14 protein-coding genes are annotated in these 16484 nt (G+C 62.7%); 6 read left to right on the forward strand and 8 right to left on the reverse strand.

Going from position 1 to position 16484, the window contains the following annotated elements; all coding sequences use genetic code 11:
• Positions 1-3: 3 nt before the first annotated feature.
• The gene (locus BM338_RS11375; RefSeq protein WP_090450980.1) at positions 4-900 is read right to left on the reverse strand and encodes an Hsp33 family molecular chaperone HslO; all 897 of its coding nucleotides are present in this window, start codon (positions 898-900) and stop codon (positions 4-6) included.
• A 222-nt stretch (positions 901-1122) separates the two neighbouring features.
• Here BM338_RS11375 and mtgA point away from each other — a divergent pair, with 222 nt between their 5' ends.
• The 3 genes from mtgA to BM338_RS11390 all read left to right on the forward strand — a co-directional run bounded on the left by mtgA (position 1123) and on the right by BM338_RS11390 (position 3392).
• Entirely contained in the window at positions 1123-1863 is a 741-nt protein-coding gene (gene mtgA / locus BM338_RS11380; RefSeq protein WP_090450981.1) for a monofunctional biosynthetic peptidoglycan transglycosylase, read from the forward strand.
• 73 nt (positions 1864-1936) lie between these two features.
• On the forward strand, positions 1937-2875 hold the full coding sequence (locus BM338_RS11385) for a glycosyltransferase family 2 protein (protein ID WP_090450982.1): 939 nt from the start codon (positions 1937-1939) through the stop codon (positions 2873-2875).
• 88 nt (positions 2876-2963) lie between these two features.
• Positions 2964-3392, forward strand: a complete 429-nt coding sequence (locus BM338_RS11390; RefSeq protein ID WP_090450983.1) for a CBS domain-containing protein — start codon at positions 2964-2966, stop codon at positions 3390-3392.
• Positions 3393-3410: 18 nt separating this feature from the next.
• Here the strand turns inward: BM338_RS11390 and BM338_RS11395 are convergent, their stop codons facing one another.
• Complete coding sequence (locus tag BM338_RS11395; protein ID WP_090451263.1) at positions 3411-4682, reverse strand: NTP/NDP exchange transporter; 1272 nt, start codon at positions 4680-4682, stop codon at positions 3411-3413.
• Between the two features lie 126 nt (positions 4683-4808).
• Here BM338_RS11395 and BM338_RS11400 point away from each other — a divergent pair, with 126 nt between their 5' ends.
• Positions 4809-6425 (forward strand): GMC family oxidoreductase, encoded by a 1617-nt coding sequence (locus tag BM338_RS11400; protein ID WP_090450984.1) that lies wholly within the window; start codon positions 4809-4811, stop codon positions 6423-6425.
• A gap of 282 nt (positions 6426-6707) precedes the next feature.
• Positions 6708-8024, forward strand: a complete 1317-nt coding sequence (locus BM338_RS11405; protein ID WP_090450985.1) for a serine hydrolase domain-containing protein — start codon at positions 6708-6710, stop codon at positions 8022-8024.
• A 107-nt stretch (positions 8025-8131) separates the two neighbouring features.
• Here the strand turns inward: BM338_RS11405 and BM338_RS11410 are convergent, their stop codons facing one another.
• From BM338_RS11410 to cysD, 6 genes are all read right to left on the reverse strand, one after another.
• On the reverse strand, positions 8132-9169 hold the full coding sequence (locus BM338_RS11410) for an energy transducer TonB (protein ID WP_090450986.1): 1038 nt from the start codon (positions 9167-9169) through the stop codon (positions 8132-8134).
• A 332-nt stretch (positions 9170-9501) separates the two neighbouring features.
• Positions 9502-10059 (reverse strand): met regulon transcriptional regulator MetJ, encoded by a 558-nt coding sequence (gene metJ / locus BM338_RS21890; RefSeq protein WP_090450987.1) that lies wholly within the window; start codon positions 10057-10059, stop codon positions 9502-9504.
• A 546-nt stretch (positions 10060-10605) separates the two neighbouring features.
• Complete coding sequence (gene gcvH / locus BM338_RS11420; protein ID WP_090450988.1) at positions 10606-11001, reverse strand: glycine cleavage system protein GcvH; 396 nt, start codon at positions 10999-11001, stop codon at positions 10606-10608.
• A gap of 83 nt (positions 11002-11084) precedes the next feature.
• Positions 11085-12185: a glycine cleavage system aminomethyltransferase GcvT gene (gene gcvT, locus BM338_RS11425; RefSeq protein WP_090450989.1), complete on the reverse strand. Its 1101-nt coding sequence runs from the start codon at positions 12183-12185 to the stop codon at positions 11085-11087.
• 114 nt (positions 12186-12299) lie between these two features.
• On the reverse strand, positions 12300-14189 hold the full coding sequence (gene cysC / locus BM338_RS11430; RefSeq protein WP_090450990.1) for an adenylyl-sulfate kinase: 1890 nt from the start codon (positions 14187-14189) through the stop codon (positions 12300-12302).
• The gene (gene cysD / locus BM338_RS11435; protein ID WP_090450991.1) at positions 14189-15091 is read right to left on the reverse strand and encodes a sulfate adenylyltransferase subunit CysD; all 903 of its coding nucleotides are present in this window, start codon (positions 15089-15091) and stop codon (positions 14189-14191) included. Before cysD ends, cysC begins: the two co-directional genes overlap by 1 nt.
• A gap of 243 nt (positions 15092-15334) precedes the next feature.
• Here cysD and BM338_RS11440 point away from each other — a divergent pair, with 243 nt between their 5' ends.
• Positions 15335-16480: an ABC transporter permease gene (locus tag BM338_RS11440; RefSeq protein WP_090450992.1), complete on the forward strand. Its 1146-nt coding sequence runs from the start codon at positions 15335-15337 to the stop codon at positions 16478-16480.
• Positions 16481-16484 lie beyond the last annotated feature (4 nt).

A 16484-nucleotide genomic window follows, 5' to 3' on the forward strand; every position in this document is an offset into this window, starting at 1 on the left:
CGGTTACTGCGCGGTATCCGGCGCACTCACACCGGGCTGGCTTAGCAACTGCTCGGCGTCGATACGATCGAAAGTGTAGCGCTGCGCGCAGAACTCGCAGATCACCTCGATCTCGCCATCGCGCGCTTCCAGAGTCGCCTCCACCTCATCGCGGCCGAGCGAGCGCAGCACGGCCTCCACACGCTCGCGCGAACAGCTACAACCGAAGGCGAGCGAGCGCGGCTCGAACAGACGCACCGACTCGTCATGGAACAGGCGATACAACAACTGCTCCGGTGCCGTCGCCAGCATTTCTTCATTGCTCAGGGTGGCCGCCAGATGCAGGATGCGCGGCCATGCGTCTTCGTCTTCCACCGCATCGTGGCCACCTTCGCCTGGCAGCTTTTGCAACATCAGGCCCATGGCATGATCGCCATTCGCCGCCAACAGAATCTTGGCTGGCAGCTGTTCGGACTGGCTGAAATAGTTCTCCAGCGCGCCGATCAGATCCGGATGCTGCAAATCGACCAGACCCTGGTAGCGCTGTCCGCGCTCGGCGTGACCGATGGTGATCGCCATGATGGCGTCAGGCAGCTTGGCCAGCTCCAGCGGATCAGGCAGCGGCTCGCTCCAGCGCGCCAGGCCACGCAGGCGCCCGTGATCGTTGCATTCGGCGAACAGCAGGCGCAGCGCGCCGCTGCTCTTCAGCTCGATCGACAGCGCACCTTCCAGCTTGATATTGCCGGTCAGCAATGCGCTGGCCGTCAGCGACTGGCCAAGCAACGCACGCAGCGCCGGTGGATAGTCCGCACGGCTGGCCACTTCGCGCCACGCCGCGCCGAGTCGCACCAGCACGCCGCGCACACCGGCTCGCTCGAGCAGAAAGCGGTGCAGCACGTCTTCAACAAGCACAGTTTCCACAGGATTCAACCTCACAAGCCAAGGCGCGATAGATGGGGACACCCAGGGCCAGGCGCAAGCGCCGTTTCAACGGCAACGGTCTCGCAAGGACCGCGACGGGGGTCGCCGTAGCACCGACGGCCGGGAAAGATCCGGAGTGTATGCCAATCCCCGGCCCGACCGCTGGCGATCGCCCCGGGGCCACGACATTTATACTGCCGCGACTTCCCAGCCATTGCCCTCATGCGCCAACGACGCCCTCTGCCCACCCGCCTGCTGCGTTCACTCGCGATCCTCGTGCTGTCGTGGTTCGCGCTCAGCTGGCTAGTGGTACTGGTGTTCCGTTTTGCGCCGCCATGGACATCGGCCGTGATGATGGAGCGCCAGCTGAGCGCATGGATCCATGGCGAGAAGGATTTCCAGCTGCGCCATCGCTGGGTACCGTGGTCGCAGGTCTCTCCCTACGTGCCCATGGCGATGGTGGCTGGTGAGGATCAGAAATTCCCGTTCCACCACGGCTTCGACTTCGACTCCATCCAGGATGCGATGGACGCCGCCGATGAAGGCAAGCGGCTGCGCGGCGCCAGCACCATCAGCCAACAGACGGCGAAGAACCTGTTCCTGTGGAATGGCCGCAGCTTCGTGCGCAAGGGGCTGGAAGCGTATTTCACTGTACTGATCGAGCTGACCTGGCCCAAGCAGCGCATCCTCGAGGTGTACATGAACATCGCCGAGCTCGGCGATGGCATTTATGGCGTGGCAGCGGCCAGCGACGCGTTTTACCGCACACCACCATCGCGCCTGAGTGCTGCGCAAGCGGCGCGGCTGGCTGCGGTGCTACCCAATCCCCAGCGCTTCCGGGTCGATCGCCCAAGTCCCTACGTGCTCGGGCGCGCCAACTGGATCCAGCAGCAGATGGGGCAACTGGGCGGCCCGGGCTATTTGCAAGGCAACCAGGAAGCACAGGTACATCGTCAGCGCTGAAGGCGCGGCCCTGGCGCTCGCTGACTTGCGGGTACTCCGCTAGCATGCGCCGATTGTTTTTACGGTCCTGCCGATGCCTCTGCTCACCGTCATCGTTCCCGCCTACAACGAAGCCGCCGTGCTGGAAGCCTTCCACCAGCGGCTGGCCCGCGTACTCGACGAACTGCCGCTGGATAGCAGCGTGCTCTATGTCGACGACGGCAGCAGCGACCGTACCTGGGACATCATCGAGTCCCTCACCCAGCGCGATCCGCGCACCGGCGCGCTGAAGCTCTCCCGCAATTTCGGCAAAGAAGCCGCCATGACCGCCGGCCTCGATCAGGCCGACGCGGATGCCGTGGTGGTGATTGACTCCGACTTGCAGGATCCGCCTGAGCTGATCCCGGCGCTGGTCGATCAATGGCGGGCCGGTTATGACGTGGTCTACGCCACCCGCAGTGCGCGCGCCGGCGAAACCGGCTTCAAGAAATTCACCTCGGCCGCGTTCTATCGCAGCATGGAGAAGCTCTCCGACACCGCTATCCCGCGCGATACGGGCGACTTCCGTCTGCTCTCCCGCCGCGCGCTGGAGGCCCTGCGGCAGCTACGCGAACGGCAGCGTTTCATGAAGGGGCTGTTCGCCTGGATCGGCTACCGCCAGACAGCGGTGCATTACCTGCGCGAGCCACGCCAAGCCGGCAAGACCAAATGGAATTACTGGCGCCTGACCCAGCTGGCGGTGGAAGGTATTACCTCGTTCTCCACCGCGCCGCTGCGCCTCGCCACCTGGACCGGCGTGAGCGCATCCGTGCTCGCCTTCGCCTATGGTTTGTGGGTGCTGACCAAGTCGCTGGTCTACGGCGACCCCGTTCGCGGCTACCCCACCTTGATGCTGGTAATCCTGTTCCTGGGCGGCGTACAGCTGCTGGCGCTGGGTGTGATCGGCGAATACCTCGGCCGCAACTACGCCGAAAGCAAGCAGCGGCCGCTGTATTTCATTGAGGAACAGCGCCCTCCCGCGGGACGGCACTGAGGCTTCACGCAGCCGCTACACCTGAACCGCGCGGCAGCGGTAAACTGCGGGCAAGCGGTAGTCCACGGTCCATTCCGGAGGCTCAGGCATGCGTCAGGTCAAGCATTTGCTGGAAGGCAAGGGCAGTCAGATCTTCAGCATCGCACCGGAAGCACAGGTGCTGGAAGCGATCAAACATATGGCCGAGCGGCGCGTCGGCGCCTTGCTGGTAATGCGCGGCGAACAATTGGTCGGCATCGTTTCCGAGCGCGACTATGCGCGCAAGGTGATCCTGCAAGGGCGCTCGTCCGCACAGACGGCCGTATCGGAAATTATGAGTAGTCCGGCACTCACCGTCAGCCCCGACACCGACGTGTTCGACTGCATGCGCCTGTGTACCGACAGCCGCATCCGTCATTTGCCCGTGGTTGAAAAGAACCGCGTGGTCGGCGTGATCTCGATCGGCGATCTAGTGAAGGCGGTGATCGACGCACAGGCCGAGCAGATCGAGCAGCTGCAGCGCTATATCACCAGCTGAAGGTTAACCTTTTGAAGATCAGGCTTCCGCCGGTGGCGCGTGCTCCGGCGAAGCGACAGCCTCTGGCTCCGGCAACAAGTCTGGCGAATGGCCTGCGCGGCGCGCTACCCAGGTCGCACAGACCGACACGCCTGCGCCTATTGCAGCCATGCCGGCCACACCCACGCCAAACTTGCCCAACACACTGACACCACTGGTGACCAGCACGTCCCCAAAACGCCACACCGCCGTCTCGACGAAGTTCTTGCCCTTATAGCGTGTCTCGCGCGGCACGCGGGTATACAACGCATCCACCGCAGGCTTGGTCATGCCATAGGCGAAGCCGCGTGAGCCCACCATCATCACCGCCAGCATCGGCGCGCTGAATCCCAGCAACGAGACATCGCTGATACCCAGGCCCACCACCGCCAACAGCAAAGCCAGATTCACCAGCGCCGGCACCACCAGGCCCCAGCCCGCGCCATGGCGAATCATCAGCCAGCGCGTAAGGGTCAGCTGCAATACCGCGCCCAGGAGATTGGTGACCAGATCCAGGTCGTTATAGAACGAGGTACGCGCCACGTTGTCATGGAAATGCGCTTTCGCGTAGTCCGCCATCAGCGCATAGGCCAACGTCCCGATACCGTCGCCGAGCAGCATCAGGATCGCCATGTAGCGCAGGAAGGGCCGCGACCAGAGTTCTTTCACGCCAGCCCACAGCGAGCCACCCACCGGCTCGCTCTGCTGCGCATAGCCGTCGCGACGCTCTTGCTGGGCCGAAAGCCGTAACAACAGGCCCAGCGCCAGCAGCAGGGCTGCCGCTGACACCACCAGCAGCAAGGCCACGCCGATCAACTGCACCAGCAGCTTGGTGATGATGGGACCGAAGATGGCTCCCGCCATGCCGCCCAGCGCGATCAGCGGGAACACCTTGCGCGCCTCCAGGCTGCCGAAGATGTCCGCCATGAAGCTCCAGAACAGCGACACCACGAACAGGTTGAACACGCTCACCCAGACGTAGAACACCACGCCGAGCTGGCGCGCACCGATGTGATCCTGTGCAACGAAGGCCGGCACGAAGGCGATCAGGCAAAGCACGAAGAAACTGTAGCTCCACCCCAGCAACTGCTTGCGATTGAAACGTGCCACCAGCATGCCGAACAGCGGCGTCAACAGCAGCATCACCAGGAACACCACCCCGTAGAACAGCGGCAGCGATTGCGATCCCACCGCACCGCTTAGCTGGTCACGCACCGGGCGAACGATGTAGTAGGCCGTCATTACAAAAAAGAAGGCCAGCGCGGAGAGCACGGAGGCCTGGGCCTGCTCTGTCGCGGCATGTCGGGACGGGTTCACCGGGAGGCATCCTGCATGGGTCGCGGCGAAGCCTAGCATGCGACTATGACGGCCACGTCGGCGAGCCAAGCGGGGAAGCGGATGGACTACGACTACGTGATCGTTGGTGCCGGTTCCGCCGGCTGCGTGCTGGCCAACCGGCTCAGCGCGCAGCCGGGCAAGCGCGTGCTCTTGCTCGAAGCCGGCCCGCGCGACTGGAATCCGCTGATCCATATGCCTGCCGGTCTCGCCAAGCTGGTCGGCGACCAGCGCGGCCTGCGGCGGCTCTACGGCAGCCACTCGATCAACTGGGGCTACCGCACCGAACCCGAGGCGCAGCTAGGGCAACGCCGTCTGTGGTGGCCGCGTGGCAAAACGCTGGGCGGCTCCAGCGCCATCAACGCCATGTGCTACATCCGCGGCGTAGCCGCGGACTACGATGCCTGGGCCACCGCCACCGGCGATGCACGCTGGAGCTGGGAGCAAGTCCTGCCATGGTTTCTGCGCAGCGAAGACAACCAGCGCGGCGCGGGTCTTCTGCACGGTAGCGGCGGGCCACTCGGCGTCGATGACCTGCGTTATCACAGCGAACTCTCAACGGCTTTCATCGAGGCGGGGGTCAGCGCCGGTTATGCGCGCAATCCCGACTTCAATGGCGAACGACAGGACGGCTTCGGCCTATACCAGGTCACCCAGCGCGATGGTGCACGCTGCTCGGCCGCGACGGCCTATCTGCATCCTGTCATGCAGCGGAGCAATCTGGAGGTCCGTACCGGCGCACTGATCGAGCGAATACTGATCGAGAACGGGCGCGCGACCGGCGTACAGTTCAAGCATGGGCGCATCGAAGCGGGCGCAGTGATCCTGGCTGCCGGCGCCATCAATACACCCCAGTTACTGATGCTCTCTGGTATCGGCCCGGCCGATCACCTGCGCGAGCATGGTATCCCGGTCCAGCTCGACCAGCCTCATGTGGGTGCGCATCTGCAGGATCACCTGGACATCTGTACCGTTACCGGCACCACCAGCAAGGCCACCTTCGACCACCTCAACGACGGCGCTGTGGCGCTGCGCTACCTGCGCCATCGCGACGGCATCGGCAGCTCCAATGCGGCCGAAGCCGGTGGCTTCGCGCGCAGCCGCTTCGCGCCGGACGAGCGCTGCGACATCCAGTTCCATTTCATCCCAGCCCAGTTGGACGACCACGGCGCCCGCGCCATGCCCGGCCACGGCTACACCGTCCACGCCTGCTACCTGCATCCGCGCAGCCGTGGCCGGCTGCGCCTGCGCTCGGCTGATCCAGCGCAGCCGATCGGCATCGAGGCGAACTATGTGAGCGATCCGGAAGGCCATGACCTGAAACTGATGATCGAGGCAGCCAAGCTTTCGCGTGACATTCTCGCCCAGGCACCATTCGATGCCTTTCGCGGCAAGCCGGTTCAGCCTGCGCGCGACATGCGCAGCGACGCCGACTACGCCGATTTCATCCGTCGCCGTGCGGAAACCATCTATCACCCGGTCGGCACCTGCCGCATGGGACGCGGCGGCGAAGCGGTGCTGGACAGCGAGTTGCGTGTGCAAGGCATCGATGGCCTGCGCGTGGTCGATGCCTCGGTCATGCCGACACTGATCACCGGCAACACCAACGCTCCGACCATCATGATCGCGGAGCGGGCGAGCGCGCTGATGACCGGCGGAGCGTCAGGGACCTCCCCATGACATGAACAAACAACCCTGTTTCGTGTCCAACTTCGTCGGGCAGGTAACCGGGAGCGCTCAATGCTGGAGCAACTCAGCAGGGGAGTCGACAATGCTAACGAACTGGCTGCTGATGGACCTGTATAGAGACAAGCCCGGTGTTGCAGGGCTAACCATCAGTCCGTTGTGGAGCGCTCCGAAGTACACGACAATCGGAACAAGCGCCACCGGCCCCATCGTCAAGCTGGCTGGCCCATCCTCAGTTCCTGGGCACACCTCGCGCCCTTACCACGCCAGAGCAGCATGCAGTTTCGCAAGATTTTCCTACTGATCGCCGGCGCGCTTGGCTCCTCCAGCGCCCCGCTTTTCGCCCATGCTGCCGAGCCTGCGCAGGTTGCCATGCAGAGCGCCACAACGGCGCCACAGCACCTGCCTCCCGAGCGGATCAAGACCACCCTCGCCGCTTACCAGGAATGGCTCGAGCGGCTCGAACAACGCCATGCGGTAGCCGGCCTCGCCACCGCCGTAGTGATCGACGACAAGGTGGTCTACGAACACACCCTCGGCTACGCCAATGCGACGACGCAGGAAGCGATCACACCGGAAACGGTGTTCCGCCTGGCCTCGCTGTCGAAAGCCTTCGCCACAGCGGTCACCGGTGTACTGGTCAACGACGGCAAGCTGAGCTGGGATACCAAGCTCGCCGACGTGCTGCCGTTCTTCAAGCTCAAGGATGCGACGGCGGCGGAAAAGGCCACCGTGCGCGACATCCTGGGCCAGCGCCTGGGCCTGCCGCGCAATACCTACGACAACATGCTCGAGGGCGACGTGTCGTACGAAGAGCTGGTACGCAGGCTCGACGAGGTCGACATGACCTGCGCGGTCGGCCAGTGCTACGGCTACCAGAACGTCGCCTTCAGCATGATCGGCGACGTGGTCTACGCCATGACTGGCGACTTCTTCTATCGCCAAGTGGACAAGCGGATCTTCTTCCCGTTGGGCATGAAGACGGCCAGCTACGGTCGCGAAGCGCTGGAGTCGAGTCCGAGCTGGGCGCGCCCGCACCGCCCCTCAGGCCCCGGCGGCTGGCGTCCGTTCGAGCCGAAGGAAGCCTACTATCGCGTCGCGCCGGCGGCCGGCGTCAACGCCAGCCTGCGCGACATGGAGCAGTGGCTGATCGCGCAGATGGGTGGACGTCCAGACGTCCTGTCGCCCAACCTGCTGCAGACGTTGCACACGCCGGAGGTAGCGACGCCGGTGGAGCTGCGCTCCACGCCCTGGCGCCGCGAGCGCCTCAGCGCAGCAAGCTACGCGCTCGGCTGGCGCGTGTTCCAGTACGGCGGCGAGACCCTGATCTTCCACGCCGGTGCGGTGGAGGGCTATCGCACCATGATCGGCTTCTTCCCGAAGTACCGTGCGGGCGTGGTGACCATGTGGAACTCGGCCAGCCCAATGCCCTCGGGCCTGATGCCGATGGTGTTCGACAGCATGCTGGGCCTGGAACACGAGGACTGGGCCGGTGTGGAGAGCGAGACTCCGGCAGGAACCACCAAAGCAGCGCCCAGCAAGGGCAAGGCGAAGCGTGGCGGCAAGGCCAGCAAGCGCGGGCGCAAGCACTGACTTTCGTTTCATCCGGCCCCGGCTGACGGAACCAGGACAAAGAAAGAGGCGCTGCATGTTTCCATGCAGTGCCTCTTTAAGCTTTGCGACGGTAACCAGGGGGCCGGTTACAGCTTGAACTCGATGCGCTGACGCTTGTTCGACGCCACCGGCGAGCCGTCCTGTGTCGCCGGCTGATACCTCCAGCGGGTGACCGCATCGATCGCCGCGCGATCGAAAACGTGGCGCGGCTGCGCGTCGATCACCTTCACATCATTGACGCTGCCATCCGCGGTGATGGTAAAGGCCAGCTCCACCCAGCCTTCCTGATTGGCGCGCATGGCGGCAGTCGGGTAACGCGGCGGCGTGTTCTTGACCAGCACGGCGGCATGCGTGCCAGCAACACCGGTATCGCCGCCACCCGCCGCGGGCGTAGCGCTCGTGCTCGCCTGCTGGCGCGCCGCCTCGGCCTGTTGCTGCTGGGCCAGACGCGCCTGCTGCGCCTGACGCTGCTCGGCGGCTGCCTGCTGCACCTTTTGCTCGGCCAGCTTGTCGGCCTCCGCCTTGTCTGTAACAACCTTCTGCGCGGCCAATTGCTGCTGCTTCTCCTTGTCCGCGGCCAGCTGCTGCTCGCGATCCATCAGCTTGCGCTGAGCGTCCAGCTTGGAACGCAGGATAGTTAGCGTGTAGTTGGCGGGATCGGCCTTGGCCAGCAGGTCAATCTGGCGCTGCGACTCGGCGAAGTCACGTTGGTTGATCGCCTGCTCGGCCGCGGTGGCCGCGAACGGGAAGGTCTCGCGCAGGGCATCGGTCGCCACCTGATTGCCGGGCTGCTTCTGCAGCACCTTCAGATAGAACTCGAACGCATTATTGCCGGCGGGAGCCAGCAGGCGTTGCTCGTTCATGGCGCGACGCGCCTCGGACAGCAGCTGATTGAGGCTCATCGCCTCCACGTTGGCCGGTGGTGGCGGTGCTTCGCGACCGGACGATACCGGTGTCGACGGATGACCGCCGGCATCGGCCTGCACCAGATCCTGGTGCGGCTTAATGATGAGGAACCACGCCGCTGCTGCCAGTACGGCAATGACGATGAGGATCGCAATGACAACGGGCTGCACAGCCCCCCGCGCGTGTCGACGCGCATGACGGATATATCGGGTATCCATGGTCTCTCGCTGAGTGGCATCAGATACCCGCGCTTTTTCCCCCTGTGAATCCAGGAGCGGCAAACCTCCCCAGGCTCGCCGCGGCGCGGATGTGCGAAAGGTAACCGCAATGAAGCATGACAGCAAATCGCGCGTAGCTTCACGGTGCCGGTAAACGGATTGCGCTAGATGACGCGGCGGCGCCAAACGATCTAACATGGGGCTGAGCGGTTTTTCCAACCCCTGAAACGAAGCGTCCCGGCATAGGCCGGGACGAATCGTTCTTTCGAAGTGCCCTCCCTGCGCTGGGCACCGCAGGGAGAGAAATCGGTACGGCTTAGTTCTAGTAGTGCTTACTTCTTAGCCTTGGCGGTCTTGGCCTTAGCGGTCTTGGTGGCCTTGACCACCTTGGCAGCAGCGGCCTTCTTCACGGTGCGCTTCTTGGCAGCCTTCTTGACGGCCTTCTTGGCAACCTTCTTCACAGCGACTTTCTTGGCAGTGGCCTTCTTGGCAGCTGCCGGACGCTTCTTGGCAGCAGCCTTCTTGGCGACCTTGCGGACAGCCTTCTTGGCTGCCGGCTTCTTGGTGGCAGCCTTCTTAGCGGCGGTCTTGCGGACGGCCTTCTTAGCGGCCGGTTTCTTTGCAGCTTTCTTCGTGGCTTTCTTGGCAGTGGCCATAGTTCGTCTCAGCTCCTCATCAGTTGGCAGTGGTTGCCCAGTAAAAGCATGCAGGAACGCCTCAACCAGCAGATCGCTATTTGTGGCGTGCCTTAAATTGTTGACTTGACGACGGGTACGTTCGTCCGACAGAGGCTGCAGGACGTGCAGCGGAATGGAGACCGTGATCTTGCGTACTGCTCCGGCTTTTTCACCGTGCTCGATGTACGGTTTGATGAATTTCGATGATGCCATAACGCCTGTTCCCCGTTATCTGGAGCGAAAGCTATTCCCGAATATTTCAGCTGTCAATTGATTTTAATCATGAAATCAATCCGCCTCACCTACCCCATCCGGCCCGGAAGCCCTGCTCCACAAGGCATTGCGGGCATATATGGGGTTATCTGGTTGGACGTCTAAACACCCAAACAGATTAATACCTTCAAAAGCAAAAACCGCATAAAACCCGCATAAAACAAGGGTTTTCTCGCGCCGCGTGAAACTACTCGCGTATGGACGGCAAGTCGTACAACCCCTTGGTATTGAAGGGCTTGCAGGCACCCCGGAAAGCGGATTTCGGCGCATGAATGGATGTCGACTGGCGGCCGCACTTTCCGGTCGCCACGACCCGCCGATCCGGCCCCGAAACACCCCCGAGATCACCTCGCGCTAGGTCGGCGATCCGATTCGCGACCCTACATCGATCGCCCGGAACACGCTCTCACACACCTGCGCAGCCACCTCCTCCAACATGCCGACGGCCGCTTGCGCGGCCGTCGTTCGAACACCTACTCGACGCGATCAGTGATCTTCGTTCTCGATCACTTCCGCATAAGCGTCGGCATCGAGCAGCTCGTTGAGCTCTTCGCGATCACTGATTTTCACCACGAAAATCCAGCCTTCGCCATAAGCATCTTCGTTGATGGTTTCCGGCTTGTCGGCCAGCCCTTCGTTGACCTCGACTACTTCGCCCGACACCGGCGAATAGATGTCGGAAGCGGCCTTAACCGACTCGACCACGGCGGCGGCGTTGTTTGCCTTCACGCTCGCGCCGATCTCAGGCAGCTCGACGTAAACCAGGTCGCCGAGCGCTTCCTGAGCATGGTTGGAGATACCCACACGCACCAGGCCGTTGTCTTCGACACGGGCCCACTCGTGGGACTTGAGAAACTTCAGATCGCCGGGAATCTCGCTCATGATCGGGTCCAGTCGTTAGCGTTCGTGGAGGGATGGGCGGCCATTCTAGCCACTTCACCCGGATGGCAAAACGTCTCTTTGGATCAGATGCCTTCGCAGGCTTTGCCGTCGCGCACGAAGGGGTACTTCACCAGGCGTACCGGCACTTCGCGACCGCGGATATCCACGCGCACCTCGCCCGGCTCGCCGGCCGGAATACGCGCAAAGGCAACCGCCTTGTTGAGGGTGGGCGCAAAGCTGCCAGACAGGATCTCGCCCTCGCCGCCAGCGGTGATCACCTTCTGGCTATGGCGCAGCACGCCCTTTTCATCCAGCACCAGACCGACCATCACGCGCTTCACGCCAGCGGCCTTCTGCGCCTCCAGCACCTTGCGGCCGATGAAGTCGCGGCCTTCATCGAGGGCGATGGTCCAGCCAAGGTTGGCTTCCCACGGCGAGACGGTCTCGTCCATGTCCTGGCCATACAGATTCATGCCGGCCTCCAGGCGCAGCGTGTCGCGCGCGCCCAGGCCAGCAGGCGCCACGCCGGCAGCGGCCAGCGCCTCCCACAACGCCACGGCGTGATCTTCCGGCACGATGATTTCGAAGCCGTCCTCACCGGTATAGCCGGTGCGCGCAATGAACAGCGGCATGCCGTGCGGCCCCTGGGCGGCGGCGGCGGCGAACTTGCCAAGCTTGCGGATACGCCCGCTGTCCACCTCGTGAAGCAGGCCGATCACCTTGTCGCGGGCGTTCGGACCCTGCACGGCGATCATGGCGAAGTCGGGGCGCTCCTTCACTTCCACACCGAAGGCCTTGGCCTGCTGCTCGATCCATGCCAGATCCTTGGCGCGCGTGGCGGCATTCACCACCAGGCGGAAGTGCTGCTCGTCGAAGAAGTAGACGATCAGGTCGTCGATCACCCCGCCCTGCTCGTTGAGCATGCAGGAATACAGCGCCTTGCCCTGCACCTTCAGCTTGTCCACGCTGTTGGCGAGCAAGTGGCGCAGGAACTCGCGCGCACGGGTGCCATGCAGGTCGATCACCGTCATGTGGGAGACATCGAACATGCCGGCGTCGCGACGCACGGCGTGATGCTCCTCAATCTGCGAACCGTAGTTGATGGGCATGTCCCAGCCGCCGAAATCGACCATGCGTGCGCCGAGCGCACGGTGGGTGGCGTTGAGTACGGTCTTCTCGGTCATCGCGGTGGCGCCTGGGGGAAAAGGCGCATTATCGCTGGCGTCCCAGGGCAATCCAAGCCGCTGCGCACCAAGGAACCTGACCACCACTCCATCCGGCGCCGTATGCGCTCATTACTAGCCGGGCGCCGCCGCCTCGCTCACCAACAGATACGACACCACCTGCTCCGCCAGCTGTTCCGCCTGCGCGTCGCCGGACAGTAGATGCAGCTCAGGCGAGTCCGGCCTTTCATAAGGCGAATCGATGCCAGTGAAGTTGCGAATGAGCCCTGCACGCGCCTTCTGGTAAAGCCCTTTGGGATCGCGCCGCTCACACTCGACCAACGGAGTGTCGACGAACACCTCGACGAACTCGCCCGGCGTGAACAGGTCGCGTGCGAATTCCCGCTCGCTGCAGAACGGAGAGATGACGCATACCAGGACAATCAGGCCCGCATCAACCAACAAGTGCGCCACCTCCGCCACCCTGCGCACGTTCTCCACCCGCGCCTCAGCAGTAAAACCGAGATCCTTGTTGAGACCATGGCGCAAATTGTCACCATCGAGAAGATAGGTATGGCGCCCCAAAGCATGGAGCCGCCGCTCGACCAGATTGGCGATGGTGGACTTGCCGGCGCCAGACAACCCGGTGAACCACAGACAGCGCGGCATCTGCCCCTTGCTAAGGCCACGCGTGCGCTTGTCGAGATCCAGATGCTGCCAATGCACATTAGTCGCGCGGCGCAAAGCGAAGTCCAGCATCCCGCATGCCACGGTCGCGTGGGTCTGGCGATCGATCAGGATAAAGCCGCCCAAGGTGCGGTTAGTTGCGTACGCTTCGAAGGCAATCGCGTGATCGAGATCGATATTGCAATAGCCAACCTCGTTTAGCTCTAGTCTCCGGGCAGCCAGTTCGGCCTGCGTATTGACGTCCACTTTGTGCTTGATCGCCGTCACTCTGGCATTGACGGTACGCGCACCGATCTTTAGCCAGTAGGTTCGATTGGGCAGCAGCGCGGCGTCCCCCATCCAAAGCAGGTGGACGGCAAACTGGTCCGACATCGGGGCCGGGCGCATGGCGTCGGCGATAACGTCACCTCGACTGACGTCGATCTCCCGGTCGAAAGTGAATGTCACCGCCTGCCCTTCGCTCGCCTCGGGAAGATCGCCATCCGCGGTCACAATGCGTTCCACTCTGGCCCGCTGCATGCCCGGCTGCGCCACGATCTCGCCGCCCACTGCAATCGTTCCGCCTCGGATTGTGCCCGCATAACCCCTAAACGAATGATCCGGGCGGTTGACCCATTGCACCGGCATGCGGAAGTCAGTCGATGTCTCAGAGGGGACATCCACCGAATCCAGCATTTCCAGCAAACATGCCCCCTGATACCAGGCCATGTGCGACGATCGGGTACCCACGTTGTCCCCATCCGGAGCGACCACGGGAAGGCTATGCACCGTTGCTATACCCAGGTTTCTGGCAAGCTCGCCATACTCTGTGGAGATGGCATCGAAGATGTCCTGGCGATAGTCAACCAGATCCATTTTATTAACCGCCAGAATGACCCGACGCACGCCAAGCAACGCACAGATATACGTATGGCGGCGGGTCTGTGCGAGTAAACCCTTGCGCGCGTCAACCAGCATCACTGCCAAGCCGGCCGTCGATGCACCAGTCGCCATATTACGGGTGTACTGCTCATGCCCCGGGCAATCGGCCACGATGAAACTCCGGCGTGCCGTGCTGAAATAGCGGTACGCCACATCAATGGTGATGCCTTGCTGACGCTCTGCATCCAGACCATCGGTGAGCAGGGAAAAGTCGAGCTTTCCCGGGGAGTCCGCGTGTATCTTTCGGCTATCGCGGGCTAGAGCTGCGAGCTGATCGTCCGGAACCAAGCCGGCGTCATACAGCAGACGCCCCAACAAGGTGCTCTTGCCGTCGTCGACACTGCCACACGTGATGAAGCGCAACAGTTCCTTCTCTCGTTGCGCCGGGACAGCCTGATCATGCATTGCGGACGCCATTAGAAGTATCCCTCTTGCTTCTTGCGCTCCATAGATGCCGCCGCGTCATGATCGATCACACGTCCCTGTCGCTCCGAGCTGCGAGAGCGAAGCATTTCATCGATGATCTCTTCCAGAGTGGATGCCGACGATTCCACGGCACCGGTCAAGGGATAGCACCCGAGCGTGCGAAAACGCACGCTGCGCATTTCGACCTTTTCCCCCTCGCGCAAGGTGAAACGATCATCGTCCACCATGATCAACGCGCCATCCCGCTCGATGACTGGACGAGGCTTGGCAAAATACAGCGGGACGACAGGAATGTTTTCGCGCTGGATGTAGCGCCACACGTCGAGCTCGGTCCAGTTTGACAACGGAAATACCCGCACGCTTTCGCCCTTATGTATCCGGGTGTTGTATGTGTGCCACAGCTCCGGCCGCTGACTCTTGGGGTCCCAGCGATGCTGTGCATTTCGAAAGGAAAAAATGCGCTCCTTGGCACGCGACTTCTCCTCATCGCGGCGGGCCCCGCCTATGGCCGCATCGAATCCATATTTGTCCAAAGCCTGTTTCAAAGCCGCGGTCTTCATGACGTCGGTATGCACCGCAGCGCCGTGCGTCAATGGCGAGATCCCCTGAAGCAGGCCCTCTTCATTGACGTATACCAATACGTCGACCCCTCCCTCCGCAGCGATACGGTCGCGGAAAGCAATCATCTCCCGGAACTTCCAGGTGGTATCCACATGCAGCAGCGGCATGGGGGGCTTCGCGGGAAAAAAAGCCTTGCGCAACAGATGCAACAGTACGGACGAATCCTTGCCGATGGAGTACAGCATCACCGGACGCCCGAACTCGGCCGCCGTTTCACGAAATATATGGATGCTCTCAGCCTCGAGCGCGTCCAGATGGGAAAGTTGTTGCATGTAATAGGCCAAATGCTTGATGAAATAGACAGCCCGCCCAACACCAAGCTGGAGTGAGGCACGCTCGCTGCCCAGCTTCGCGACCTGCGCGGGTCTGTACGGGTCAAACGCCGAAGTTTGGGGAATCTACCCGAAATGGGGTTTGAATAACGTGTCCAGACCATGCAGGTGCACACCCGGCGCACTGAAGTTTCATAAGCGGATATCGTCCATGAAGCCTCCGGTGCATATAAGATTTCGCCAATGAGCACATCGACGGCGACAGGAAGCGCGGAACTCGATGCCGGCGCGCAGCCTCCCCGTTTGCGCGTCGCGGGCGATTGGACGCTGGCCCATTACGCCGATCTGGAACGCAAGGTTGATGCGCAGACCCAGCCGTTGGCTGACGACACCCAGGTCGACCTGGCAGCACTAGGCGAGGTGGACACAGCCGGTGCCTCACTACTGGTCCGTCTGCTGGGCGCCAAACGCATCGGCGATCTGGCGCGCGAAGCCCCGAACCTGCCGGCCGCCCGGCGAGCATTACTGCAGACCGTAGGCACCGCGCTGAACGCTTATGGCCGGCCCCCGAGCAGACCCAAAAGCTCCGTCGTTACCGAGTTGCTGGCCCGCATCGGACGGGCTATGGAGAGCGTCTGGCACCAGCAGCTGCAACTGCTCGGCTTTATCGGACTCACCCTCGAATCGCTGGCCCGCACCCTGCCCCGGCCTCGCCGCTGGCGGATCACCTCGCTGGTGTCGCATATCGAGCAGACCGGGTTGGATGCGGTGCCGATCGTGGCCCTCCTTACCTTCATGGTCGGTGCGGTGGTGGCCTTTCTCGGCTCCACCGTGCTCGCCGATTTCGGCGCCACTATCTATACGGTGGATCTGGTGGCGTTCTCGTTCCTGCGAGAATTTGGCGTGCTGCTCACCGCCATCCTGATGGCCGGCCGCACTGCGAGCGCCTTCACCGCACAGATCGGCTCGATGAAAGCGAACGAGGAAATCGACGCCATCCGCGCCATGGGCCTGGACCCCATGGAACTACTGGTGTTGCCGCGCGTGCTGGCACTGCTTGTCTCGCTCCCGCTGCTCACCTTCCTCGCCATGATGGCTGGCATCATCGGCGGCGGCGTGGTCTGCGCGCTGGTGCTGGATATCTCGCCGGCGATGTTCCTCAATTTATTGAAGAGCGATATCGGCGTACGCCACTTCTTGGTTGGCATGGTCAAGGCCCCCGTGTTCGCTTTCCTGATCGCGGTGATCGGTTGCCTCGAAGGCTTCAAGGTCAGCGGCAGTGCGCAGTCGGTGGGCGAACACACCACCTCCAGCGTGGTGCAGTCGATCTTTGTGGTGATCCTGCTCGACGCACTGGCGGCCCTGTTCTTTATGGAGATGAACTGGTGAACGC

It is taken from the genome of Dyella sp. OK004, from assembly GCF_900114495.1.
In the GTDB taxonomy this organism is placed as follows: domain Bacteria; phylum Pseudomonadota; class Gammaproteobacteria; order Xanthomonadales; family Rhodanobacteraceae; genus Dyella_D.

Bases quoted from the DNA above. Each gene is read 5' to 3' on its own strand.
- mtgA (WP_090450981.1), top strand. From the start codon at position 1,123: ATGCGCCAACGACGCCCTCTGCCCACCCGCCTGCTGCGTTCACTCGCG.
- BM338_RS11385 (WP_090450982.1), top strand. From the start codon at position 1,937: ATGCCTCTGCTCACCGTCATCGTTCCCGCCTACAACGAAGCCGCCGTG.
- BM338_RS11390 (WP_090450983.1), top strand. From the start codon at position 2,964: ATGCGTCAGGTCAAGCATTTGCTGGAAGGCAAGGGCAGTCAGATCTTC.
- BM338_RS11400 (WP_090450984.1), top strand. From the start codon at position 4,809: ATGGACTACGACTACGTGATCGTTGGTGCCGGTTCCGCCGGCTGCGTG.
- BM338_RS11405 (WP_090450985.1), top strand. From the start codon at position 6,708: ATGCAGTTTCGCAAGATTTTCCTACTGATCGCCGGCGCGCTTGGCTCC.
- BM338_RS11410 (WP_090450986.1), bottom strand. From the start codon at position 9,169: ATGGATACCCGATATATCCGTCATGCGCGTCGACACGCGCGGGGGGCT.
- metJ (WP_090450987.1), bottom strand. From the start codon at position 10,059: ATGGCATCATCGAAATTCATCAAACCGTACATCGAGCACGGTGAAAAA.
- gcvH (WP_090450988.1), bottom strand. From the start codon at position 11,001: ATGAGCGAGATTCCCGGCGATCTGAAGTTTCTCAAGTCCCACGAGTGG.
- gcvT (WP_090450989.1), bottom strand. From the start codon at position 12,185: ATGACCGAGAAGACCGTACTCAACGCCACCCACCGTGCGCTCGGCGCA.
- cysC (WP_090450990.1), bottom strand. From the start codon at position 14,189: ATGGCGTCCGCAATGCATGATCAGGCTGTCCCGGCGCAACGAGAGAAG.
- cysD (WP_090450991.1), bottom strand. From the start codon at position 15,091: ATGCAACAACTTTCCCATCTGGACGCGCTCGAGGCTGAGAGCATCCAT.
- BM338_RS11440 (WP_090450992.1), top strand. From the start codon at position 15,335: ATGAGCACATCGACGGCGACAGGAAGCGCGGAACTCGATGCCGGCGCG.